Below are 21,741 nucleotides of genomic sequence, written 5' to 3'. Positions count from 1 at the left end.
CAGATCGATCAACTCTTTGCTGCGCCCGGGGCCGGCCGCTCAGGCCCAAGGCATCGCGCGGCAAGGCACGGAGTTCGGCGGCCGTCGCTCACACCCAGCCGTAGCCGGGCAGGCGCCGAGCTGGTCCCCGCACTGCACGCCTCGCCGAGCGGACTTGGCCGCCTTCACGCTTTGCTGCGGAGCCGGTGCTGCTGGGTGGCGTCAGGCGTCCTCGTAGACCCAGGCCCGGCCGCTCTGCCGGTACTCCTCGACGGGGATCGGGTCGACGCCGGTGCGCATGCGGGCGGTGTACAGCAGGCCGTCGAGGTGGTCGATCTCGTGGTGGATGAGGCGGGCGAGTCCGCGTTCGTACACGGTCGTGACGGTCTCGCCGGTCAGGGCCGTGGTCTCGACGGTGATCTTTAGTGGGCGGGGGACGAGACCGCGGACATCGAAGAAGCTGAGGCAGCCCTCGTACTGCTCGTCCATCTCCTCGGAGCGGTCGGTGATCTTCGGGTTGAGCAGGATGATGGCGGGGGCGTCGCCGGGCGGCTGGACGACGGCGGCGGCCCGGCCGATGCCGATCTGCGGGGCGGCGATGCCCATGCCCTTGGCGAAGGGGTGGACCTGGCCGATCCGCTCCATGGCGGCGAACAGCTCGTCGGTGATGCGCTCGGCATCGTCGCGCTCGGCGGGCAGGTCGAAGGCGCGGGCCGGTTCGGCGAGGATGCCGGCGCCGTGCTGAACGACTCCGAGGTCTCGCATCTGCTGGCTGGGCCGCACGTCAATCACCTGAACTCCCCTTGATCCGTTTCGCGTTCGGGCCGTGCCCGGAACCGCCACTCAAGACGGTACCGAGCGTGCAGAGCGGGTGTGGCCGTGATCCACGTGAATTGCCGTAGGTCACCGTCGTCGCTGCGGACGGGCGGGGTCCGCAGGGGGGAGGCTTCGGCGGTCATCGAGGTCTCGGTGCCCCAGACCACCGGGTCGAGGTGGGCGGGGAAGGCGAGCTGGACTTCGAGTTGTTCGGTGGGCAGGCGTACGGCCCGCTGGAACCAGTTGCCCCATTTGTCGTCGCCGACGGTGTAGGCGTACTCGATCCACACGGACTCGCCCGGGTAGAGCGGGAAGCGGCCGTGTTCATTGTCGAACAGCAGCCAGACCTCCTTGAAGGCGTCCCGGTCGTGTTTGGCCTGCCAGCGCATCACCTCGCCCCGGCAGGTGGCGGTGAGGTCGAGTTCGTCCCAGGTCAGCGGGTGGGCCCGGTAGTGCGCGTTGGACCGCTCCGGATCGCCCGGGTAGCGGTCGACGGAGATGCGGATCAGGTAGCGGGTCACCGGCTCGGTGCCGGTGTTCCGCAGCAGGCGGCGCATGGTGAGCCGGTAGGAGCGGCCGTCGTACTTCAGGTGGGCGGCGTCGTGCTCGACCACGAGGGCGGAGCCGGTGGCGTACGGCTGCTCGGGCCTGCGCGGGGCCGGCGGCGCGGGCGGGCGTCTGCTGCGGGTGCGGGCCTGCTCGTAGTCGCACCAGCGCCGCCAGATCGCCTTCCCGGCGTTGAGGACCTCGTCGGCGAGCCGTGCGAACTCCTCGGTGGGTTTGTGCCGGCCGGACTCCACATGGCTGACGTAGGACGGGTCGAAGCCCATGGCGCGGGCTAAGGCCCGCTTGGACATGCCTCGCACTTCCCGCCACCGCGCCACCTCGGCGGCGAACGCCTCGGCCGCCTGCTCGACGGTGATCTCCTCGCTGTGCGCGTCCATCGAAGCCCCGCCCCGCGTCACTTGTTGGTGAGCATGAATGAACCGTGAGTGATCCAAGTTCATCATCCCGTCACGGCTCACGTCGCCGGTTTCCTTCCCTCACCGCCCCGGATCGACCCGTCCGGGCAGATGAGGGAGGCGACGCACCATGCGCGTGCTGTACCTGCTGAACATCTCCAACCCCGACCGGCTGTCCGCGGATTCGGGCTGGATCTTCGCGGACCTGCTCGCCCCGGCCCTGGCGGACGCCGGCGCTGAGGTGACCGTCGCGGCCCCGGCGGCGGCCGGGGACGCCCGCTGCCGCTTCCACCAGACCAAGGTGCCGGGGACGAAGTACCGGGCCCGGTTCTCGGCGGACATCGACGAGCTGGTGGCCCTGATCCGGGCCGAGAAGCCGGATGTGGTGGTGGCCAACCAGGTCGAGGAGGCCCCTGCGGTCCGCACGGCCCTGCTGGAGGCCGGATCGGACGCCCTGCTGGCCGGGTACTGCCACTACCTGCCGTTCTCCTTCACCGGCGGCGGCCAGCTCCTGCTCGACCCCTCCCTGAACGACGCGGGGCTCGGGCGGCCGGTGCTGCTGGCGTTCGCCGCCGGCCTGGCCGCCTGTGACCGGGTGATGGCCCACTCCGCCACGGCTGCCTCCTGGGTGTCGGCCGCCGCCGCCCGGATGACGGTGGACCTGGGCGAGAAGCTGCGGGTGGTGCCCGCCCCGCGCGACGAGCGCCTGGTCCGCGACCCCGCCGCCGTCCGGCCCGCCTCCGGCACGGGCGGGGCGATCGGCGTCTACAACCACCGGCTGTACGCGCACTACGGCACCGGGCAGTTCGTGGACCTGGCCCGCGACCTGGTCGCCTCCGGCACGGTCCGGCTGCGGGTGATGGACCTGTTCGGCCAGCGCCGGGCCGAGCGCAAGGGCCTGGACGACAGCCCGGAGAAGATGCGCGAGAAGCTCGCCGCCCTGCCGCACGTCCAGGTCGTCTCCGACCGCGGCGACCGCGTCCGCTACAAGAACCTGCTGGCCGGCGCCCACTTCGGCATCGCCCCCTTCCGGCCCGGCTGCCCCTGGTCCATGTCGGTGATCGACTGCCAGGGCATGGGCCTGCCGGTCATCTCGCCGAAGCTGGGCTGGCTGGCCGAGCACATCGACCCCGAGCTGTGCTTCACCACCCCCGCCGAGGCCGTCGCCCTGGCCGAGCGCCTGGCCACGGATGACGAGTTCCACGCCGTGCACGCCAAGCGGGCCCACGCCTCCACCGCCGACTTCGCCCCCGCCCTGGTCGCCGCCCGCTACCTGGAGGCGATCTCGTGACCGGCTTCGACGCGGTGCTGCTGTCGTACGACGAGCCGATGGCCAACTCACTGCACTCCCGGCTCCAGCGCACCCTCGGCGGCACGGTCAAGCGCCTGCACGGCGTGCGCGGGATGCGCCGGGCCTACCGGCTGTGCGCCGAGGTTGTCGACCGTGAGCAGTTCTTCCTCGCCGACGGCGACTTCGCCATCGACAACGACTTCGACGTGGCGGCCGTCGAGCCGCTGGATGAGGGCGTCTCCATGCGGGTGTGGCGGGCGGTCAACCCGGTCAACGGACTGACCTACGGCTATGGCGGGCTGAAGCTGATCCGCCGCAGTGCCCTGCGGGAGATGGGCGAGGCCGTGGACGTGCTCGCCGCTCTGCCCGGCCGCATCGAGTTCGCCCGGGAGACCGCCGGGATCACCAGGTTCAACCAGAGCCCCTTCCACGCCTGGAAGGCCGGTTTCCGCGAGTGCGCGATGCTCGCCCGCGGCAGCGAGTACGGCATGGCCGACGACGACGCCCGCCAGCGGGTTGAAGCGTGGACAATGAGCCGCAGCGGCGAGTTCGCCGCCTACGCTGCCGCCGGGGCGGGGGAGGGCGTCACCTTCGCCCGTGAAGCCGCCCGCGACCCGCAGCAGTTCGATCACCTCAACGACCCCACCTGGCTGCGGGCAAGGTTCACCGCCGCCCACGGCGACCAGGCGGTGGCGGGATGACCGCCCCGCTCGTGCTGATCGAGCCGTACGCCGACCGCTTGGGCGGGCACCACCAGCGCACGCTGGTGGCCCTCGCCCAGGCCAGGCGCGGCACCCTGGTCATCGCCCCGCACGGCGCCGCCCGCGAGGCGGTGGGTGCCCTGCGCGGGGCGGGCGCCCGGCTGGTGACCGCGCCGGCCGGGCGGCGGGCGGCTGTGCTGCTGGCCGCCTCACGGCTGGCGGCCGGGGTCTCCGCGGCCGGACAGCGTGTGTTCCGGTCGCGCCGCTGGCCCCGCCGCCTGCGGCGGCTGCCGCACCAGATCACTCTCATCGCCCGCTGCCTGACCGAGGCGGCGGCCTTGCGGTCCGCCCGCCGCCTGGAACCGGGTGCTGACGCGGTGGTGATCCTGACCGCGAGCGAGGCCCTGCACGGCGCCGCCGCCCTCCTCGGCGGACAGCCCCATCTGCGCTTCGTGCACGAGGCGGTCACCACCGAGGACGCCGCCGTGCGGCTGCTCGGCCGGCTCGCCCGCCGGAGCGAGCAACAGGTGATCGCCGTCTACCCGACGCAGGCCGTCGGCGATCAGCTCGCCACGGCCTTCCCTCACCTGCCCGCGGTGGTGGGCGCCTTCGCGGCCGATGACGGCCGCCGCCTGTCCGCCGCTGAACGCGAGGGCGGCCGGGCCGCGTTCGACATCCCCGCCGCCGAGGCCGCGGTCTGCCTGGTGGGCGGCTGGTGGCCCTACAAGGACATCGCCGTCGTCGACGCCGCCCTGGCCCGGCTGAAGGAGACCCTGCACCTGGTGGTCACCGGCTCCCCGCTCGACGAGAGCGTCCTTCAGCGCTGGCGGGCCCTGCCCGGCCTGCGGGTGCACACCGTGCCCGGCCCCGTCAGCGAAGCCGTGCTGCGGCTCGTGTACGCCGCCGCCGACGCCGCCCTCGTCGCCCGCCACCCCGGCGTCGGCAAGGAGTCCGGACTCGTCATGGACGCCGCCCGTCTCGGCGTCCCCCTCATCGTCTCCGACCACGACAGTGCCCTCACCGCCCGCCTGCACGGCCAGCCCTGGGCCCTGACATTCCCCGCAGGCGACCCGGACGGCCTCGCCAACACCCTGCACACCGTCATCCGCCAGCCGCCCCCGCTGCCCGGCCCTGACGCCCCCGGCCTGCTGGGGATGCGGTCGGCCGCCGACCAGGCCGACTTCCTCACCCGCACCTTCACCCCCCTGCGTACGAAGGAGTCCGGATGCTGAGCACACCTCCCGCGCTGATCGCCGTCGTCGGCCCCGTCGAGCCGCCGCTGCTGACCGCCTGGGTCCGGCACTACCGGTGGCTGGGCGTCGAGCGGTTCCTGATCGCCTTCCACTTCCCCGACCACGTTCCCGACCTGCGGCGGCACGAGCTCCAGGCCGCCGCCCGAGAGCTGGGCATCATCCCCACCGGCACCAGCACCGGCCCGTGGCACGAGCACACCAACACCCAGCTCAGAGACACCCTGCGGCACCGGGCCGGTCCCGGCTGGCACCTGCTCGCCGACGCCGATGAGTTCCAGCAGTACCCCGCCCCGCTGAACGAGGTGATCGCTCAGGCGGAGAAGTCCGGCCACCGCGTGGTGGGCGGGCTGATGCTCGACCGCGTCGCCGCGAGCGGACGCCTGACCGGCTGGAGGCCCGAAGGCGGACTCGATTTCGCCTATCCTCTCGGCGGCCACCTCACCCACCGGCTCCTGCACGGCGACCCCCGCAAGATCGTCCTCGCCCGCCATGACGTGGCCGTGGCCTCCGGCAACCACCGGGCCCCCGGCCACCGGCCGGACGCGGACCGCATCTGCGCGGTCCACCACTTCAAGTGGCGCTCGGGCGTCCTGGACGACCTGCGCCGCCGCATCCAGCACTTCACCTCCGGTACCTGGCAGGAACACACCCCAGCCGTCCGCGACGAGGCCGGCCGCCTGCTGGCCCACGTCGGCCGGCACGGCGGCGTGATCAACACCAGCGACCCGCGGTTCGCCTTCCGCCGGGTCAGCCTGGACCGGCTGCCGTCCAGCTGGCCCGCCGAGGCCCGCGGCATCTTCACCACCTGGCGGCCGTACGCCCACACCGGCCAGGACTGAGACAATGCCCACGCCTGCGGACAGCTCGTCGCGGAAGGGATGACCCGTGCCCCTCGCCGTTCTCCTGGCCGGCCTGACCGGCTCCGGCAAGACCACCGTCGCCCAGGCCCTGGCCGACCACGGCTTCACCCGCCTGTCCGTCGACGAGGAGGTCCACCGCCTCCACGGCCGCTACGGCGTGGACTACCCCGAGCACACCTACTTCGAGCGCGAACGGCCCGTCGTCGAGGCGATCCGCACGCGGTTCACCAAGGAGCTGGAGGCCGGGAACGACGTCGTCCTGGACCACGGGCTGTGGCGCCGCAGCGACCGGGACTCCTGGCGGCAGGCCGCCCGCGAAGCGGGCGGCCACCCCCTGGTCGTCTACCTTCCCGCCGACCGCGCCGAACTGCTGCGACGCCTGACCGAACGCAACCAACGCGAGGACGCCAACGCCCTCACCGTCACCCCCGAGGCCCTCGACGACTTCTTCACCCGCTTCGACCCCCCGGCCGACGACGAGGAAGTGATCGTCTACAGCGGAGACCTCGACGTGCTCGTGACGACGCTCCGCAACGTCCGCCAGGGCTGAGACCCGCCGTCACCCACACGGGTGCAGCTTGCCCCAACGGATGCGACAAACCGGCTGTTCACCGCCGCCGACCGTCAACTCCGCTTACCCGGCAGCACATTGAAGATCACACGCTGTGCGTTCACCCGATTACCCTGTGCGCTCGTCTTGTCGGTTCAATGAGGAATCCGTATGAGCTACACAGAGCAGGATGTGCACGAGGGGCGCCGGCTGATGGACGACGGCCGGGAGAACCGGCTGGTCATCGGGGACAAGCTGCTGTCGGTCACGGCCCTGGGCGGCGACGGTGACTTCGACCGGTACTGCGACGAGATCAGCCTCAACCCCCGCACGGCTCGCCAGTACCGGCACACCGCCCGGATGTGTACCCCGCCGGTGCGGCAACTCGTGGCCGACAGCGGCGTCCACGTCAGCTACAGCGTGCTGCGGGAAGGCGCCCGCCTGGCGCCCTCCGGCAAGCCGTACGACGAGGGCTACGGCACCTTGCGGGTGATGATCGGGGAAGCCCTTCAGTCCGGCGCCGCCCGGATCTCCGTGGCCCAGTACCAGCGGGCGCTGGGGACTGGCCCGGCCCTGCAAGACCTGCTGGACCCTTCCGGTGACACGTCCGTGGCCGATTACCTCGGCGCCCTTCCTCCTCACGAACGCGACAAGGTCCTTCGCGATCTGGTGGAGGAGAACGACGAGGTCCACGACGCCATGAAGCGCGTCATGGACGAAAAGCGTCGCAGGGACCGTGAGACCCGTGGCCCCGAGTGCGGTGGTGGCCGGCCGGACAAGGCCCAGGCCCTGGCCCGTGACCTGGTGCGGCTACGGGACCAGGCCACCGCCTTTATGAACCGGTATCCGCCGTCCTCTGCCATGGACTTCACCGACGAACAGCGGGCTGCATGCGAGGAAGCGCTCGGCACGCTGGAAGTCCTCACCACGTGGATCAAGGTCAGGGTGGGCGACCGGACGGCTGCTGCCCGCCGGGAGCGGGTCGAGACCCGGGATCTGGTGGGCGTGTGATGACGCCGGCCTCTGAGGACTGCGACGAGTGGCTGGCGGCCGATGTCGAGGAGTTCGCCATGCACGACCGCAAGGGTGGCTGGGCCCGTGCCCTTCTAGTCGCCCGGCGGATCGAGCCCGGCGAGGGCCACGGGATGACTTTCGAGCAGCAGTCCAAACGTCACGGTCGTAACGTTTACCGCCGCATCAGCGCTCGCGAGTTCGCCCGCCGGTCCGGCACCAGTACCCAGCGCATCCTGGCTTTCTACGACGCCTGGGTCCGGGCGGCGTGCGACGGGCTCGTTCCCGCCGTCCACGACCTGACCCCGGGCATCCACGTCGAACTGCCGGACGAGGAGGAGGTGCCGTTCTTCGGTGAGCACGGCTACTACCGCAGCTACCAGGCCCGCATGAAGGACGGCGATCGGCGGCAGGCGATCGAGCAGGAAGCCGAGCGTGCCGGTGTCAAGCCGACAGCGGTGGTCTACGTGGCTCAGCAGCCGAAGGCGCTGAAGACCGCGGTGTTGGCCGACGACACCGCCCGCGCGGCTGCGGAGGAGGCCATCGAGGAATACAAGCGGCGCCAGGCCCAGGCGGACAGCGAAGACCGGGCGGCGGCCCGGCAGGCCGCCGAGGACCGAGACCGGACCCTTGACCGGGAGCAAGTCCCTCCGGACCGGCAGGTGCCGGATCCGGAGGCGGCGGACGTCGAGCGGGCCGTACGGGCCACTGCCCGGGAGACATCCGATCCGGACGTGGCCTTGGCCGTCTTCACCGAGATGACGCAGGTCCGCCTGGGCACGCTGCGAGTGCTGTCCCTGCTGCAAGGCAGCCAGGTGCAGTTCACCGACGACCGCCGCCGGGCCATCGCCGAGCTGTGTGACGCATCCGAGGCGGCCATCGCGTTCATCCGCGACCTGGCCGCCAGCTCCCTCACCGCGCTGAACGATGACGCCTTGCGCGCGTTCCTGGACGAAAGCGAGAAGAAGCTGGGATGAGCCCCAAGCGCGACAGCGGCACCCCCTCCCAGGCTGAACAGGACGCGACTGACGTGCTGCTGTGGCTGGTCCACAACGCCGGCCGTGAGCTGTCCTATGCGGATATCTCCCGCGGCACCGGCATCCCCGACGGCAGCCGGCTGCGGCGGGCGGTGCCCCGGGCCCGTGCCGCCGCACACCTTCTCGGTCATCGCCTGGAGCAGTTCATGCCCTCCCGCGACCCGCAGCGGCGCGGTGCACGCGTGACCCGCTTCCACAAGTCCGGGCAGGGCGACGAGTTCGGCGCCCGCGATGCCCTGCTCGCCTGCCGCAAGGCCGTGGCATACATGGGCGACATGCACCGGGCCTGCACGTTCGAGGCCAACAACCCCAACAGCATCGAACCCGAGGCATTCGGTCAGATGGCCGAGGCCGCCGAGGGCTGCATGAAGACGGTCAGCGGTGTGGAGGGCCTGGGCAGCAAGGTTCTCCAGGCCCAGGGGACCATGCGCCGCCAGGCCCAGCGGATCGCCGACCTGGAAGCCCAGCTCGCCGAGGTGACCTCGCGTCAGTCCGCAGCCTCATGACCGGCCCCGCCCGGGTGCGGCGGGCTCAGGGGTGCCGGGCTCTGCCCGGCACCCCTCGGTCGCTCTGGGGCAGGGCGTCCGCAGCCCGGTAACGCAAACCGCCCCGGAGCCGGTTGTGTAAGGGGGTTCCTACATGGAATGGCTCCGGGGCGGGCAGGATGGTGAGACGGGAGGACCGCTCACCACGCTTCCATGACTATCACAGCAGGTCACCGGCCCCCACACCCTGGGGTGATCTTCACTCGCGCGGGAGCCGCAGGGCCCGGACAGCGCCGTCGAGATCACGGTGGGCTTCACGCGTACTCTGCACCCGCCACAACGGCTCGCCGCCGTCGTGCTCCGCTTGCACCGTCCCCAGATACCGGCCGCCCTCGTACGCCACCCACACGGGCAGGTCGGTGTCGGCAGGCCGGACGAACTGCACCGGCCGGGCGTCCACGTCACGGACGAACAGATCCGCCCACTGGGCCGGGTCCGTGCTCTCCACAGCGGGCCTTCCTTTCGTCGTGGCGGGCGCCTCGGATCACGGTGTGCGGTTGACGTGCCGCAGCATTCGCCGGCCGGCCTCTCGGGCGGCGGCCAGGTCGTCCTCGGTCTCGGTGAGCTTGGCCTTCAGCTCGTCGCGCTCGGCGCGTATTTCGTCGCGTTCCAGGGTGAGCCGTTCCACGGCCGCCAGCAGCTCGTTGATCCGGGCGGTCAGCTCCTTGGTGCCGGCTTGGTCCAACTGGGCGCCCAGCGAGCGCTGGACGGCCTTCTTGAGGCGGTCCCTTTCCTCGCGCAGGGCCTTGTTCTCCTCACGGACCAGGGCGAGGTCGGTGGCCAGGCTCGCCGCGGAGGCGTTGGCCCCAGCCTGGCCCTTCCGCCGTTCCGCCTTGGCCTGGCCCTTCATCGCGGCCTCGATGTGCTCGCGCATACCTTCGGCGTAGACAAGCCAGTTGGAGACCCCGGCGGCGCGGGCGACCGCGGTGAAGGTGATGGGCTCGCCCTTGGCCTTCATCGCGTCCAGCGTCGCCAGGACCTTGGCCCGCTTGGTCTGGCTGTCCTTCTGGCGGGATTCCCGCAGCACGTCGCCGGGAGTGCGCTTGGCCTGGCTCATGCCGTGCTCCCGTCTCGCGGGGCGGGGAAGGCGGGCATGCCCAGCGCGACCGCGGCACCACTGCCCTGGGCGGCCCGCACCTTGCGCAGGACGGTCGCGGCCTGCTCGACTTCTTCCCGCTCATCGGGGCCCATGGCCTCCACCAGCTTCCGCATCGTCTCCGCGGTCCCCTTGAACGCCGCGATCTGGTCATCGAGGTTGCGGACGACGAACTCGTCCGCCTCCATCATGACGGCCATCTCCCGGTCGGCCTTCAGCGAGCGGATGTGGTCCTCCATGGCGGGCAGGTACGAGGGGTCGGGCCGGTAGGAGGGGCAGGCGGCGCACTGGAAGCGGATCGGGCATGCCTTGCCCCCCGCCTTGACGTTGGACGGCTCGGTGCAGTTGCCGAACGGCACCGCCACCGAGCGGGCCTGATAGGCGGTGGCCGACGCCATCGGCGCGGGACTGCCCTTGCGGTCCACGGTGTGCAGGCGCATCACGTTGACCGCCTGCCGCTTCCTCTTCTGGCTGATCTTGTAGTAGCGCTGGGTGGTCTGCATCGACTTGTGGTCCATCAGCTCGCGGAGTACGTCGATCGGCACCCCGGCGTCCGCGTGCCGCTGGGCATAGGAGTGGCGGAATGCGTACGGGTAGATCAGCGAGGTGTCGAACGGCACCCGCTCGCCGTCCTTGCCGAACTCCTCGCTCAGCAGGACGGGGATGCGCTTGGTCCACTCACGGATGATGGTCGAAATCTGTCCGGAGCCCAGGTGCCGCACGATCCCGTCCTCCCCGGCCGGCGGGAACAGGTACGGCTCGCTGCCAGTGGGCAGCTCCAGCGTCTCGCGGACGTCGAGCCAGGTCCTGACCGTCGCCACGGTGTCGGAGGTGATGGGCAGGCGGCGGCCGTTGCGGCGGCCCTTGCGGTTGTCCCAGATCAACGACCAGTCGCCGCCGTCGTGCTCCAGGCAGGTCGTCCGCAGCTCGGCGATCTCGTACGGGCGCCGCCCGGTGTCCCGCAGCAGCTCGTAGACGGCGCGGGCCATCGCCCCCACCTGCTCGGGAGTCATCCGGCCGTGGGAGACGCCCTCGCCGAGCAGGGCCGTGTGCTGGTCGAGCTGGGCGATGATCGTCTCGGGCAGGGCCTTGCCGGTCTCGTCCTCGTTCGCCTCCTCCTGCTTGATGACGTGGCTGGAGTGGCGGGCGAAGCTGGCGGACATGCCGTCCAGGTGCCCGGCGGCGCGGTTGTAGTCGAGGACCTTGAAGAAGAACGACAGCAGGGCGCCCCGCTGCTTGTTCGACATCGGGTTCCCGTCCAGCTTGGGCAGGTGGCGGAAGGTGTCGACCACCGCGTTCATGTCGGCGAAGGAGAGCTGGGCCGGGTCCTCGCCGCCGCCGGGCCTGACCTGAAGGGCCCGCGAGGCGGCCAGACAGGCCCGAAGCGCCCGGCGGACCTCGCTGGTCGTCGGCTTGGTCTCGGCGATCCAGGTGACCAGGACCTGCCGCAGCCACGGCTGCCGGACCTCGGAGACGTCCACGCCGCCGGGGCGGTGGGTGGGTGTGCCGCGCAGTCCCCGTACGCCGAGTTCGGACAGGTCCAGCACGTCCCGGCTGGTCGGGTCGATGCCCTGGAAGCGGTCGAAGGCGCCGGTGACGATGCGGTGGGTCTCCCGCAGCAGGGCGTCCACGTTCGCCTGGGCCGGGCCCGTGACCCGTTCAGTGTCAGCGGCGGCGATGCTGGTCACGCGGTCGGCGAGGTGGGCGACGGCCTGGCGGACGGCGACCGGGTCGATCTTCTGGCCGCGCTGGTCGCGCTGCTGGAGCGCGTACAGCATCTCCAGGCGGGCCACCGGATGCAGCGGCGCGAGCGAGAACTGGTGGATGTTCAAAAACGGCGCCTGCCGATCCAGCCACTCCGCCGTCACCACGGGTGCCGGACGCCGGCGGCGGGAGACGGACGTGTGCTTCTTCCAGCGGGCCTGGTGCATCGAGCACAGCCCGAAGGTGGCCCGCGCGTCGTAGCGGCAGCCGGGCACCGCGCAGGCGGGCGACGGGGGGTACGGCGTCTGCTCGGCGATCCAGGATTCCAGGTCGGAGGCGGGGTCGCGTTGAAGGTGCTTGTGCCGCAGCGAGCCGTGCGCGTTGCACAGCCCCCACAGGACCGACTCGCGCGGGCACCCCGCAACGCGGCAGGCGGCCCGCTGGCCCGCGATCACCCGATTGCGGTCCGGGGCGAAGACGGCCTTGAACTCCTTCAGCTCCAACTCGCTGGACCGAAACGCCTTCTCGCAGGTGGCGCACAGACCCCGGGTGCGCGACAGGCCGTCGCAGGCTGTCGTGGGACACCGGTAGACCACCGTGCGCGGATTGTCGGCGTCCCCGCTGAACAGCCGGGCCTCACCGTCCCACTCGCCCAGGCGCCAGCCGCTGTCGATGCGCTCGTCCAGCCACGCGGTCCAGCCTGCCAGCACGTCCGGCGGCAGCGCGTCCACGGCGGTCTTCCGTGCGGGGCGCGGCTGGTGGAGCGGTACGACATTCCCCGTCGCCGTCACGCGCGGGCTTCCTTCCTCTTGGCGGCCACCATCTCGACGGCGTCGCGTTTGTCCTGGTCAGTTGCGTGGGTATAGGGGTCCATCGACTGCGGCGAGGCGTGCCCGGCCATGTTCTGGGCCACGTCCCTGGGCACCCCGGAGCGGACCCACCGCGTGATCGCGGAGTGCCGGAGCATGTGCGGCCGGGCTGCGAACCCCGCGCGCTTGGCGAGCCTTTGGAACAGCTCGTAGGTGCTGTGGTACTTCATCGGCTCGCCCAGCGGGCCGCGGAAGAGGTTGACGAACACCATGTCGCACCCGGCCGCCTCCGGTATCTCCTCGCGCTCGTAGCGGTAGTCCGCGTACAGAGCTACGGTGTCGGCCTCGACCGGAATCCAACGCGACTGCCGGGACTTGGCGTAGGCGTTGTTGCTGTTCAACCGGCGCCGCACGTGCACGTGCGGGCCCTCGATCCGGCAGCCCAGCGCGGTGGAGTCGGGCAGGAAATGCATGTCCTCCCGCCGCAGCCCCAGGGCCTCGCCGATGCGCATCCCGGTGACGGCCAGCAGCGAGACCAAGAACCGGTCGCGGGCACGGGTGGTGCAGTCGATGACCTGGGCGATCTGCTCGTCCGACAGCCACTCGTAGCCCGGCACCGCGACGCGGTACTTGATCCGCCGGGCCTGCACCGTGCGGTGCTGGCCGTCCTCACCCGGATCGAAGCCGGGCGGGGCGTAGCGCAGGAACTTCGGCTGGACGAGCTGACTGACGACGCTCGCCGGCACCCAGCCCTGAAGCGCACACCACGACAGGAACTCGCCGACCGTCCCCATGATCGCGTTCGCGGTGCCCTTGCTGCGGAACCGGGACTCGGCACCCGGCCGACGGCTCCGCGACGGCAGCGGCTCATCGACCAGCCACCGCATCATCGCCATCAGCTGGGCCAGGCTCGGACGGGTCCAGTCCACGCCGTACTCGGTGCAGTACGACAGGTACAACGCGATCCGGCCCGCGTACGTCCGCTCGGTGTTGTACGCGCGGTCCGCCCCCCGCAGACCCGCCAGGTAGGCACACGCCTCGATATGGAGCTCGAAGGACTCGTTGACGACGACCCAGTACGTAGAGCCATCGGCGGAGACGGCACGCTCAGCCCGGAAGTGTCGGTGCAGGACAGTAGACATGGCCAACGTGCCTTACACCCCTTGAATATCGTTAAGGCAAGTACGAGATCACTCTACTTGCCTCACATGCCTGCTGATCTTTGAGAACCCAAGATAATCGTCGCGGCCGTGGCGTTCGCCGCGGTTCTCTACAAGGTGCTGACGAGCGGGCCGGTCAGCGCCGAGTTGCAGGACATCGTGAAGCAGGCGCTCGATGCGCGGATGTGAGCGCGGCCCGCGCCGGGGAGACGACCGGGGGTTCGTGACCGCGGAGTCGGCCGTGGTGCTGCCGGTGCTGGTGATGTTCGCGATGGCGCTGGTGTGGGGGTTGATGGTCGTGGCCGCGCAGATCCAGTGCGTGGACGCGGCGCGGACCGGTGCGCGCGCGGCGGCCCGGCAGGACCCGGCCGGGGCCGTCGTCGCACTGGCCCGCGAGGCGGCGCCGCACGGCGCGACGGTCACGGTCGGCAGGGAGGCGGACCGGGTCCGCGTGGTCGTCGTGGCGAAGCCGCCCGTCCTGGGCGGCCTGCCGTTCGAGGTGCGCGAGGAGGCCGTGGCGATGGTGGAGCCGACGGCCGGGACGGAGGGGGGACCGTGAGGGGCGGCCGGCCGCGGGGTGGTGCCGTGACGGTGCGGCCGGGCGGCGTTCGGTGCCTCGGCCGGGTGACCGCGGCCGCCCTGCGGGCCGCTCGGCAGGCCGGCCGGTCCGGCCGGTCGTACCGGACTGTCCGGTCCGACCGAGGCTCCGCCACCGTCTGGAGCGTCGCGGTGATCGCCGCCCTGTGTGTCGTGTTCGGTGCCGTGCTGGCCCTGGGGCAGGCCGTGGTGGCCCGGCACCGCGCGGCCGGTGGCGCCGACCTGGCGGCACTCGCCGCGGCCGACCACTGGGCGAAGGGCGGTACGGCCGCGTGCGCCCGGGCGGAACGCGTGGCCCGGGCCCAGTCCGCTCGGCTCGTGCGGTGCGAGGTGACCGGCCGCGTCTCGGACGTGACCGCCGCGTCGGGCCGGGGCCCGTTCGAGGCGGAGGTCAGGGCACGGGCGGGGCCGGCGGGCCCCGCGTCCGGCGGCCCGGTCCCGCCGGCGGGCTTCCCCGGAGAGGCTCCGTGACCCGGCACCGCCGGGGATGCCCCGCCGTCCGTCATCGCCGAAGCGGCTCCGGTGCCGCTCCCTCTCCCCACCGGCCCGGCGCTCCCCACCGGCCCGGCGCTCCCCACCGGCCCGGCGCTCCCCACCGGCCCGGCGCTCCCCGCGGCTCCCGCGCGGAGCCGGTAGGCCGCTCTCCCGCCCGGCCGAGCTCCGCCGCTGCCTCTGTCTCCGCCCCTGCTGCCTCGCCTTCGGATGGTGCCTCTGCCTCCGGAGCGCGCCTCGGCCCGTCGCCCCGCACGGTCCTAGGCACCCCGGTTCTCCGGTGCTCCCCGCAGCAGCTCCGTGAGCAGTCGTACCGCGCCCCTCTTGTGCAGCGGGTCGTTGCCGTTGCCGCACTTGGGGGACTGGATGCAGGACGGGCAGCCGGCGTCGCACTCGCAGGAGGCGATGGCCTCGCGGGTGGCGGTGAGCCAGGCGCGGGCGGTGTGGAAGGCGCGCTCGGCGAAGCCCGCGCCGCCGGGATGGCCGTCGTACACGAAGACCGTCGGCAGCAGCGTGTCCGGGTGCAGCGGCACGGACACGCCGCCGATGTCCCAGCGGTCGCAGGTGGCGAACAGGGGCAGCATGCCGATCGACGCGTGCTCGGCCGCGTGGAGGGACCCGCCGAGGATCTCCGGAGTGATCCGGGCCGTGTCCAGTTGGTCCTCGGTGACCGTCCACCACACGGCACGCGTGCGCAGGGTGCGGGGAGGCAGGTCGAGTTTGGTCTCGCCGAGCACTTCGCCGGTGATCAGCCGCCGGCGCAGGAAGGAGACCACTTGGTTGGTGACCTCGACGGAGCCGTAGCACAGGCGCCCGTCGCCCCACGGCACCTCGGTGTCCGTCTCCAGGACGGAGATCGACGTGGTGTCGCGGGCCACCGTCGAGTACGGCGGGACGGCCTGCTCGACCAGGGCGACCGAGTCCTCCAGGTCCAGGGAGCGGACGAGGTACGTGCGGCCCTGGTGCAGGTGGACCGCGCCCTCGTGCACGGTGGTGTGCGCGGAGCCCGCGTCGACCGTGCCGAGCAGCCGGCCCGTACCGGCCTCGACGACCTGCACCGGCCTGCCGCCCTCGCCCCGGATGTCGGTCAGGTCGGCGGCCCGCTCCCGGCGGGTCCAGTGCCACGCCTTCGTGCGGCGGCGCAGCAGCTTCGCCGCCTCCAGCTGGGGCAGCAGCTCCGCGCAGGAGGGGCCGAACAGCTCCAGGTCCTCCTCCGTCAGCGGCAGCTCCGCGGCGGCGGCGCACAGGTGCGGGGCGAGGACGTAGGGGTTGTCGGGGTCGAGGACGGTGGACTCCACCGGCTGGTCGAACAGCGCCTCGGGGTGGTGGACGAGGAAGGTGTCCAGGGGGTCGTCGCGGGCGACCAGGACCGCCAGTGCGCCCTGCCCGGAGCGGCCCGCGCGGCCCGCCTGCTGCCACAGCGACGCCCGCGTGCCCGGGTAACCGGCGATCACCACCGCGTCCAGCCCGGCGATGTCCACGCCGAGTTCGAGGGCGTTGGTCGCGGCCAGGCCGAGCAGTTCGCCGGAGTGGAGGGCGCGTTCCAGGGCGCGGCGCTCCTCGGGGAGGTAGCCGCCGCGGTACGCCGCGACCCGCCGCGCCAGCGACCGGTCGGCTTCGGCCAGGCGCTCCTGGGCGATCACCGAGATCAGCTCGGCGCCGCGCCGGGAGCGGACGAAGACGACCGAGCGGACGCCCTGCACGGTGAGGTCGGTGAGCAGGTCGGCCGCCTCGGCGGTGGCCGTACGGCGGACGGGCGCGCCCTTCTCGCCCTCCAGTTCGGTCAGCGGCGGCTCCCACAGGGCGAACACCAGTTCACCACGGGGAGAGGCGTCATCGGCCACCTCGACCACCGGGAGCCCGGTGAGCCTGCGGGCGGCCACGGCCGGTTCGGCGGCGGTCGCGGAGGCCAGCAGGAACACCGGCGAGGACCCGTAGCGGGCGCACAGGCGGCGCAGCCGGCGCAGCACCTGGGCGACGTGGGAGCCGAAGACGCCGCGGTAGGTGTGGCACTCGTCGATCACGACGTACTTCAGTGCCTTCAGGAAGGAGGACCAGCGGGGGTGCGACGGCAGGATGCCGCGGTGCAGCATGTCCGGGTTGGTCAGGACGTAGGTGGCGTACTGGCGGATCCACTCCCGTTCCTCGAACGGGGTGTCGCCGTCGTAGACCGCGGGACGCACCGACGCGCCGAGAGGTTGTGAAAGTTCCTTCACCGATCGGCACTGGTCCGCCGCGAGGGCTTTCGTCGGCGCCAGGTACAGGGCGGTGGCGCCCCGCCCGTTCGGGGCCTCGGCGCCGTCCAGCAGCGTCGACAGCACCGGGACCAGGTACGCCAGGGACTTGCCGGAGGCCGTGCCGGTGGCGACCACCACCGAATCGCCGTCCAGGGCATGCCCGGCCGCCCGTGCCTGGTGCTCCCACGGATGCTCGATGCCCGCGGCCGCCACGGCCGCGATCACCTCCGGGCGGATCCGGTCCGGCCAGACGGCATGGCGGCCCTCGCGCGGGGGCAAGTGCTCCGTATGAGTGATGCGCGCAGCCCGGCTCGGCCCCGCGGCGAGCCGGCCCAGGACCGCGCCCGGAGCCGGCCGGGATACGGGGTCCGCCACGGGTCGATCGGATCGGTGATTCTCGGCCATCGGCACCGAGTGTGTCACTGGCGTGACGGACAATGGGAGCAAGGCGTCGTGCACGCCTGCCGGTAAGTGATTGAATGCCATCGCGGCTGGCGAACCGTCCCGGGGGCTCCAAGCCGAGGTGTCCCGAGGGACGACCGCTCGATAGCAAGGTGCTGGAGGATCCGTGGACCTGTCCCTGTCGACCCGTACCGTCGGCGATCGCACGGTCGTCGAGGTCGGTGGCGAAATCGATGTATACACCGCGCCCAAGCTGCGCGAGCAGCTGGTCGAGCTGGTGAACGATGGCAATTTCCACCTCGTCGTCGACATGGAGCGCGTGGACTTCCTCGACTCCACCGGACTCGGCGTGCTGGTCGGCGGCCTGAAGCGGGTGCGCGCCCACGAGGGCTCGCTGCGCCTGGTCTGCAACCAGGAGCGCATTCTCAAGATCTTCCGCATCACCGGTCTCACCAAGGTGTTCCCGATCCACACCTCGGTGGACGAAGCGGTGGCGGCCACCGACTGACCACCGCACCGGGCCACCGGCCCGGACGGAAGAGTTGTACCCAGGGGGCCGGGCTTTCGGCAGCCCGGCCCCCTGAAAGCACGCCCGTAGTCGTGAGGGGGATGCATGGCCACCGTCGAACTCCGCTTCAGCGCGCTGCCCGAGCACGTCAGGACCGCCCGGCTGGTGGCGGCCGCGGTGGCACGCAGGGCGGGAGTCGACGAGGCCGTTCTCGACGAGGTCAGGCTGGCCGTCGGCGAGGCGTGCAGCCGGGCCGTCGGGCTGCACCGCACCAACGGGATCACGGCGCCGGTGAAGGTGTCGCTGATCGAGGAGGAGAAGCAGTTCTCCATCGAGGTCGGCGACGAGGCGCCGCACGCGGCCCCCGGTGACCCGGCCGCCGCGGTGGCGGGCGACGACGCGGAGACCGAGGAGGACGAGATGGGCCTCGCGGTCATCAGCGGGCTCGTCGACGACGTGGAGGTCAAGGCCGGGCAGGACGGCGGGCTGATCCGTATGACCTGGCCGACCGCGCCGCCCCCGGTGCCGGTCGCCTGACCCCTCCCGTCCTCGTCCGGGCATGACCCCGCCGCCCGACGCGCCGGCCATCGGCACGCATCCGGCCCACCGGTACGCGCCCGGCCCACCGGTACGCGTCCGGCCACCGGTACGCGCCCGGCCCACCGGTACGCGTCCGGCCCACCGGTACGCGCCCGACCCACCGGTACGCGCCCGACCCACCGGTACGCGCCCGACCCACCGGTACGCGTCCGGCCACCGGTGCGCGCCCGACGCGCCGGTGCGCGTGACGTGCCGACTCGGAAGGGCCCTGCTCCGCAGGACCCTTCGTCGTGTACGGACCGGTCGTGCACGGGCCGTATGCGGACCGTGTGCGGAAGCCGAAGTCCGCGCATACAGTGGTTCCGAGCGTGCATTTCGTGAATGCATTCACGATCGATAAGCGACGCCCAGAACAAATGGATCACGGGTTGAATGCTTTCGGGGCATTACCGCTTTCGGGTCCACGGTCACCCGGCGATCATTTGCCGGGAGTGGGAAAGGTAAATCCCCTTTACCGTGCCCTGTTTCGATCGGGTTCCGGTACCTGCAATCCGTCCGCAGCGTGAGCTCAGCCCAAGCGTCAAGGAGGACGAATGGCGGAGCTTTCTCTCTCATACGAGTTGGGCGCCCCCTCGACCTTCGCGGCCGCGGCGCTGACCGACGGAAACCGTCTGCTGGTGGCGGTCATCGCCGCGGTCGCGCTGGCGGCCCTGGTGGTCGCGGGTGTGCTGGTGCGCCAGGTACTCGCGGCCGGCGAGGGCACCGACGGCATGAAGAAGATCGCGGCAGCCGTCCAGGAAGGCGCGAACGCCTATCTGGCCCGGCAGCTGCGCACGCTCGGCGTATTCGCCGTCGTCGTGTTCTTCCTGCTCATGCTGCTGCCCGCGGACGACTGGAATCAGCGCGCCGGACGATCGGTGTTCTTCCTGATCGGCGCGGCGTTCTCGGCGGCCACCGGCTATATCGGCATGTGGCTCGCCGTACGCAGCAATGTGCGGGTGGCCGCGGCGGCGCGGGAAGCGACACCGGCACCGGGTGAACCGGAAAAGGACCTCACCCTCGTCTCGCACAAGGCGATGAAGATCGCCTTTCGCACGGGGGGCGTCGTCGGCATGTTCACGGTGGGGCTCGGCCTGCTGGGCGCCTCCTGCGTGGTGCTGGTGTACGCGGCCGACGCGCCGAAGGTCCTGGAGGGCTTCGGCCTCGGCGCGGCGCTGATCGCGATGTTCATGCGGGTCGGCGGCGGCATCTTCACCAAGGCCGCCGACGTCGGCGCCGACCTGGTCGGCAAGGTCGAACAGGGCATCCCGGAGGACGATCCGCGCAACGCCGCGACCATCGCCGACAACGTGGGCGACAACGTCGGCGACTGCGCGGGCATGGCGGCCGACCTCTTCGAGTCGTACGCCGTGACCCTGGTCGCCGCCCTCATCCTCGGCAAGGTGGCCTTCGGCGACGCGGGGCTCGCCTTCCCGCTGCTCGTGCCCGCGATCGGCGTGATCACTGCCATGATCGGCATTTTCGCGGTGGCGCCGCGCCGCAGCGACCGCAGCGGCATGAGCGCCATCAACCGCGGGTTCTTCGTCTCCGCGGTGATCTCGCTGGTGCTGGTGGCGGTGGCCGTCTTCCTCTACCTGCCGGGGAAATACGCCGACCTCGACGGCGTCACCGACGCGGCGATCCAGGGCAAGAGCGGCGATCCGCGGATCCTGGCGCTCGTCGCCGTGGCCATCGGCATCGTCCTCGCCGCGCTCATCCAGCAGCTGACCGGGTACTTCACCGAGACCACCCGACGGCCCGTCAGGGACATCGGCAAGACCTCGCTGACCGGACCCGCCACCGTCGTCCTCGCCGGTATCTCCGTCGGCCTGGAATCGGCCGTCTACACCGCCCTGTTGATCGGCCTCGGCGTGTACGGGGCGTTCCTGCTCGGCGGTGCGTCGATCATGCTGGCGCTGTTCGCGGTGGCGCTGGCCGGCACCGGCCTGCTCACCACGGTCGGCGTGATCGTCGCCATGGACACCTTCGGGCCGGTCTCCGACAACGCGCAGGGCATCGCCGAGATGTCCGGCGACGTCGAGGGCGCGGGCGCGCAGGTCCTCACCGACCTGGACGCGGTCGGCAACACGACCAAGGCCATCACCAAGGGCATCGCGATCGCCACCGCCGTCCTCGCGGCGGCGGCGCTGTTCGGGTCGTACCGCGACGCCCTCACCACCGGCGCCCGCGAGGTGGGCGAACAGCTCAGCGGCCCGGGCGCGCCGATGAGCCTGATGATGGACATCTCGCAGCCGAACAACCTCGTCGGGCTGATCGCGGGCGCCGCGGTCGTCTTCCTCTTCTCGGGGCTGGCGATCAACGCGGTGTCGCGGTCGGCGGGTTCGGTGGTCTTCGAGGTGCGGCGGCAGTTCCGCGAGAAGCCCGGGATCATGGACTTCAGCGAGAAACCGGAGTACGGCAAGGTCGTCGACATCTGTACCAAGGACGCCCTGCGCGAACTCGCCACGCCCGGACTGCTCGCCGTGATGGCGCCCGTCTTCATCGGGTTCACCCTCGGCGTCGGAGCCCTGGGGGCGTTCCTCGCGGGCGCGATCGGCGCGGGCACGCTGATGGCGGTGTTCCTCGCCAACTCCGGCGGCGCCTGGGACAACGCCAAGAAGCTCGTCGAGGACGGCCACCACGGCGGCAAGGGCAGCGAGGCCCACGCGGCCACCGTCATCGGCGACACGGTCGGCGACCCCTTCAAGGACACCGCCGGACCCGCGATCAACCCGCTGCTGAAGGTGATGAACCTGGTGGCGCTGCTCATCGCGCCCGCGGTGATCCGGTTCTCCTACGGTGCCGACGAGAACACCGGCGTGCGCGTGCTGATCGCGGTGCTCGCGCTCGCCGTCATCGTCGGGGCGGTGTACGCCTCCAAACGGCGCGGCATCGCCGTGAGTGACGAAGACAACGCCGGCCCGAAGCCCAAGTCGGCCGATCCGGCGGTCGTTTCCTAGGGACCGGCACCGGCCGGACGGCCGGGCCGCAGCTCAACGCGCGGACGTGTGATGCGGTTTGACACGCCGTCCGTCCGCGCCGTGCGTCACCGGACCGCGTGCCGTGAGCCTTCTCTCGCTTGGTGCAAATGGCTGCAATAACGGTCATCACGGAAGTTCGTCACGGGAGTGTCGCCCATCTGGCGTGTATGT

The 21,741-nt window shown here is 71.7% G+C and carries 21 protein-coding genes; 14 read left to right on the top strand and 7 right to left on the bottom strand.

Annotated elements, in window-relative coordinates; translation table 11 throughout:
• Positions 1–201: 201 nt before the first annotated feature.
• Together ABZ340_RS04145 and ABZ340_RS04140 are read right to left on the bottom strand one after the other, a co-directional pair.
• On the bottom strand, positions 202–771 hold the full coding sequence (locus ABZ340_RS04145) for a peptide deformylase (protein ID WP_358780180.1): 570 nt from the start codon (positions 769–771) through the stop codon (positions 202–204).
• On the bottom strand, positions 768–1,739 hold the full coding sequence (locus ABZ340_RS04140; RefSeq protein ID WP_358780179.1) for a helix-turn-helix transcriptional regulator: 972 nt from the start codon (positions 1,737–1,739) through the stop codon (positions 768–770). The genes ABZ340_RS04145 and ABZ340_RS04140 overlap by 4 nt, the downstream gene beginning before the upstream one ends.
• Positions 1,740–1,887: 148 nt before the next feature.
• On the opposite strand from ABZ340_RS04140, the gene ABZ340_RS04135 reads away from it, so the two are divergent.
• The 8 genes from ABZ340_RS04135 to ABZ340_RS04100 all read left to right on the top strand — a co-directional run bounded on the left by ABZ340_RS04135 (position 1,888) and on the right by ABZ340_RS04100 (position 8,966).
• Positions 1,888–3,048 (top strand): glycosyltransferase, encoded by a 1,161-nt coding sequence (locus ABZ340_RS04135; protein WP_358780178.1) that lies wholly within the window; start codon positions 1,888–1,890, stop codon positions 3,046–3,048.
• Positions 3,045–3,749: a hypothetical protein gene (locus tag ABZ340_RS04130; RefSeq protein WP_358780177.1), complete on the top strand. Its 705-nt coding sequence runs from the start codon at positions 3,045–3,047 to the stop codon at positions 3,747–3,749. Before ABZ340_RS04135 ends, ABZ340_RS04130 begins: the two co-directional genes overlap by 4 nt.
• Positions 3,746–4,981, top strand: a complete 1,236-nt coding sequence (locus ABZ340_RS04125; protein ID WP_358780176.1) for a hypothetical protein — start codon at positions 3,746–3,748, stop codon at positions 4,979–4,981. Before ABZ340_RS04130 ends, ABZ340_RS04125 begins: the two co-directional genes overlap by 4 nt.
• Positions 4,975–5,841 (top strand): glycosyltransferase family 2 protein, encoded by an 867-nt coding sequence (locus tag ABZ340_RS04120; protein ID WP_358780175.1) that lies wholly within the window; start codon positions 4,975–4,977, stop codon positions 5,839–5,841. The genes ABZ340_RS04125 and ABZ340_RS04120 overlap by 7 nt, the downstream gene beginning before the upstream one ends.
• 46 nt (positions 5,842–5,887) lie before the next feature.
• Positions 5,888–6,412, top strand: coding sequence for an ATP-binding protein (locus ABZ340_RS04115; protein WP_358780174.1), 525 nt, complete (start codon positions 5,888–5,890; stop codon positions 6,410–6,412).
• Positions 6,413–6,583: 171 nt separating this feature from the next.
• Positions 6,584–7,423 carry a hypothetical protein gene (locus ABZ340_RS04110; RefSeq protein ID WP_358780173.1) on the top strand — a complete coding sequence of 280 codons (840 nt, stop codon included), beginning with the start codon at positions 6,584–6,586 and terminating at the stop codon, positions 7,421–7,423.
• Positions 7,423–8,400 carry a hypothetical protein gene (locus ABZ340_RS04105; RefSeq protein WP_358780263.1) on the top strand — a complete coding sequence of 326 codons (978 nt, stop codon included), beginning with the start codon at positions 7,423–7,425 and terminating at the stop codon, positions 8,398–8,400. The genes ABZ340_RS04110 and ABZ340_RS04105 overlap by 1 nt, the downstream gene beginning before the upstream one ends.
• A complete protein-coding gene (locus tag ABZ340_RS04100) occupies positions 8,397–8,966 on the top strand; it encodes a hypothetical protein (RefSeq protein WP_358780172.1) in 570 nt (189 codons plus the stop codon). The genes ABZ340_RS04105 and ABZ340_RS04100 overlap by 4 nt, the downstream gene beginning before the upstream one ends.
• Positions 8,967–9,204: 238 nt before the next feature.
• Here ABZ340_RS04100 and ABZ340_RS04095 read toward each other — a convergent pair whose 3' ends face one another.
• Genes ABZ340_RS04095 through ABZ340_RS04080 form a run of 4 tightly spaced genes read right to left on the bottom strand, consistent with a single transcriptional unit; the run spans position 9,205 to position 13,762 of the window.
• Positions 9,205–9,453, bottom strand: a complete 249-nt coding sequence (locus ABZ340_RS04095) for a hypothetical protein (RefSeq protein WP_358780171.1) — start codon at positions 9,451–9,453, stop codon at positions 9,205–9,207.
• Between the two features lie 36 nt (positions 9,454–9,489).
• A complete protein-coding gene (locus ABZ340_RS04090) occupies positions 9,490–10,062 on the bottom strand; it encodes a DUF6262 family protein (protein ID WP_358780170.1) in 573 nt (190 codons plus the stop codon).
• The gene (locus ABZ340_RS04085) at positions 10,059–12,596 is read right to left on the bottom strand and encodes a site-specific integrase (RefSeq protein WP_358780169.1); all 2,538 of its coding nucleotides are present in this window, start codon (positions 12,594–12,596) and stop codon (positions 10,059–10,061) included. Before ABZ340_RS04085 ends, ABZ340_RS04090 begins: the two co-directional genes overlap by 4 nt.
• A complete protein-coding gene (locus tag ABZ340_RS04080) occupies positions 12,593–13,762 on the bottom strand; it encodes a tyrosine-type recombinase/integrase (protein ID WP_358780168.1) in 1,170 nt (389 codons plus the stop codon). The genes ABZ340_RS04085 and ABZ340_RS04080 overlap by 4 nt, the downstream gene beginning before the upstream one ends.
• A 102-nt stretch (positions 13,763–13,864) precedes the next feature.
• Between ABZ340_RS04080 and ABZ340_RS04075 the strand changes: the two genes are divergently transcribed.
• The 3 genes from ABZ340_RS04075 to ABZ340_RS04065 all read left to right on the top strand — a co-directional run bounded on the left by ABZ340_RS04075 (position 13,865) and on the right by ABZ340_RS04065 (position 14,842).
• A complete protein-coding gene (locus ABZ340_RS04075; protein ID WP_358780167.1) occupies positions 13,865–13,963 on the top strand; it encodes a DUF4244 domain-containing protein in 99 nt (32 codons plus the stop codon).
• On the top strand, positions 13,950–14,333 hold the full coding sequence (locus ABZ340_RS04070) for a TadE family type IV pilus minor pilin (protein WP_358780166.1): 384 nt from the start codon (positions 13,950–13,952) through the stop codon (positions 14,331–14,333). The genes ABZ340_RS04075 and ABZ340_RS04070 overlap by 14 nt, the downstream gene beginning before the upstream one ends.
• Before the next feature lie 80 nt (positions 14,334–14,413).
• Positions 14,414–14,842, top strand: a complete 429-nt coding sequence (locus ABZ340_RS04065; protein WP_358780262.1) for an Rv3654c family TadE-like protein — start codon at positions 14,414–14,416, stop codon at positions 14,840–14,842.
• Between the two features lie 281 nt (positions 14,843–15,123).
• Here the strand turns inward: ABZ340_RS04065 and ABZ340_RS04060 are convergent, their stop codons facing one another.
• Positions 15,124–17,586, bottom strand: coding sequence for a DEAD/DEAH box helicase (locus ABZ340_RS04060; RefSeq protein WP_358780165.1), 2,463 nt, complete (start codon positions 17,584–17,586; stop codon positions 15,124–15,126).
• An 82-nt stretch (positions 17,587–17,668) separates the two neighbouring features.
• Between ABZ340_RS04060 and bldG the strand changes: the two genes are divergently transcribed.
• The 3 genes from bldG (at position 17,669) to ABZ340_RS04045 (ending at position 21,549) form a co-directional block, all read left to right on the top strand.
• The gene (bldG, locus tag ABZ340_RS04055) at positions 17,669–18,010 is read left to right on the top strand and encodes an anti-sigma factor antagonist BldG (RefSeq protein WP_358780164.1); all 342 of its coding nucleotides are present in this window, start codon (positions 17,669–17,671) and stop codon (positions 18,008–18,010) included.
• Positions 18,011–18,115: 105 nt separating this feature from the next.
• Positions 18,116–18,547 carry an ATP-binding protein gene (locus tag ABZ340_RS04050; protein ID WP_358780163.1) on the top strand — a complete coding sequence of 144 codons (432 nt, stop codon included), beginning with the start codon at positions 18,116–18,118 and terminating at the stop codon, positions 18,545–18,547.
• 596 nt (positions 18,548–19,143) lie between these two features.
• Complete coding sequence (locus ABZ340_RS04045; RefSeq protein WP_358780162.1) at positions 19,144–21,549, top strand: sodium-translocating pyrophosphatase; 2,406 nt, start codon at positions 19,144–19,146, stop codon at positions 21,547–21,549.
• Positions 21,550–21,741: the final 192 nt, after the last annotated feature.

The sequence above is a fragment of the Streptomyces sp. NPDC006134 genome (assembly GCF_040628835.1).
Classification (GTDB): Bacteria; Actinomycetota; Actinomycetes; order Streptomycetales; family Streptomycetaceae; genus Streptomyces.
The sequence above is the reverse complement of the archived record's forward strand: the minus strand, read 5'-3'. Positions and strand labels throughout refer to the sequence as shown.

What these genes read in the sequence shown, in the direction of transcription:
- ABZ340_RS04140 (WP_358780179.1), bottom strand. Translation starts at nt 1,739, where the DNA reads ATGGACGCGCACAGCGAGGAGATCACCGTCGAGCAGGCGGCCGAGGCG.
- ABZ340_RS04060 (WP_358780165.1), bottom strand. Translation starts at nt 17,586, where the DNA reads ATGGCATTCAATCACTTACCGGCAGGCGTGCACGACGCCTTGCTCCCA.
- ABZ340_RS04135 (WP_358780178.1), top strand. Translation starts at nt 1,888, where the DNA reads ATGCGCGTGCTGTACCTGCTGAACATCTCCAACCCCGACCGGCTGTCC.
- ABZ340_RS04120 (WP_358780175.1), top strand. Translation starts at nt 4,975, where the DNA reads ATGCTGAGCACACCTCCCGCGCTGATCGCCGTCGTCGGCCCCGTCGAG.
- ABZ340_RS04050 (WP_358780163.1), top strand. Translation starts at nt 18,116, where the DNA reads ATGGCCACCGTCGAACTCCGCTTCAGCGCGCTGCCCGAGCACGTCAGG.
- ABZ340_RS04105 (WP_358780263.1), top strand. Translation starts at nt 7,423, where the DNA reads ATGACGCCGGCCTCTGAGGACTGCGACGAGTGGCTGGCGGCCGATGTC.
- ABZ340_RS04070 (WP_358780166.1), top strand. Translation starts at nt 13,950, where the DNA reads ATGCGCGGATGTGAGCGCGGCCCGCGCCGGGGAGACGACCGGGGGTTC.
- ABZ340_RS04125 (WP_358780176.1), top strand. Translation starts at nt 3,746, where the DNA reads ATGACCGCCCCGCTCGTGCTGATCGAGCCGTACGCCGACCGCTTGGGC.
- ABZ340_RS04090 (WP_358780170.1), bottom strand. Translation starts at nt 10,062, where the DNA reads ATGAGCCAGGCCAAGCGCACTCCCGGCGACGTGCTGCGGGAATCCCGC.
- ABZ340_RS04110 (WP_358780173.1), top strand. Translation starts at nt 6,584, where the DNA reads ATGAGCTACACAGAGCAGGATGTGCACGAGGGGCGCCGGCTGATGGAC.
- ABZ340_RS04100 (WP_358780172.1), top strand. Translation starts at nt 8,397, where the DNA reads ATGAGCCCCAAGCGCGACAGCGGCACCCCCTCCCAGGCTGAACAGGAC.
- ABZ340_RS04045 (WP_358780162.1), top strand. Translation starts at nt 19,144, where the DNA reads ATGGCGGAGCTTTCTCTCTCATACGAGTTGGGCGCCCCCTCGACCTTC.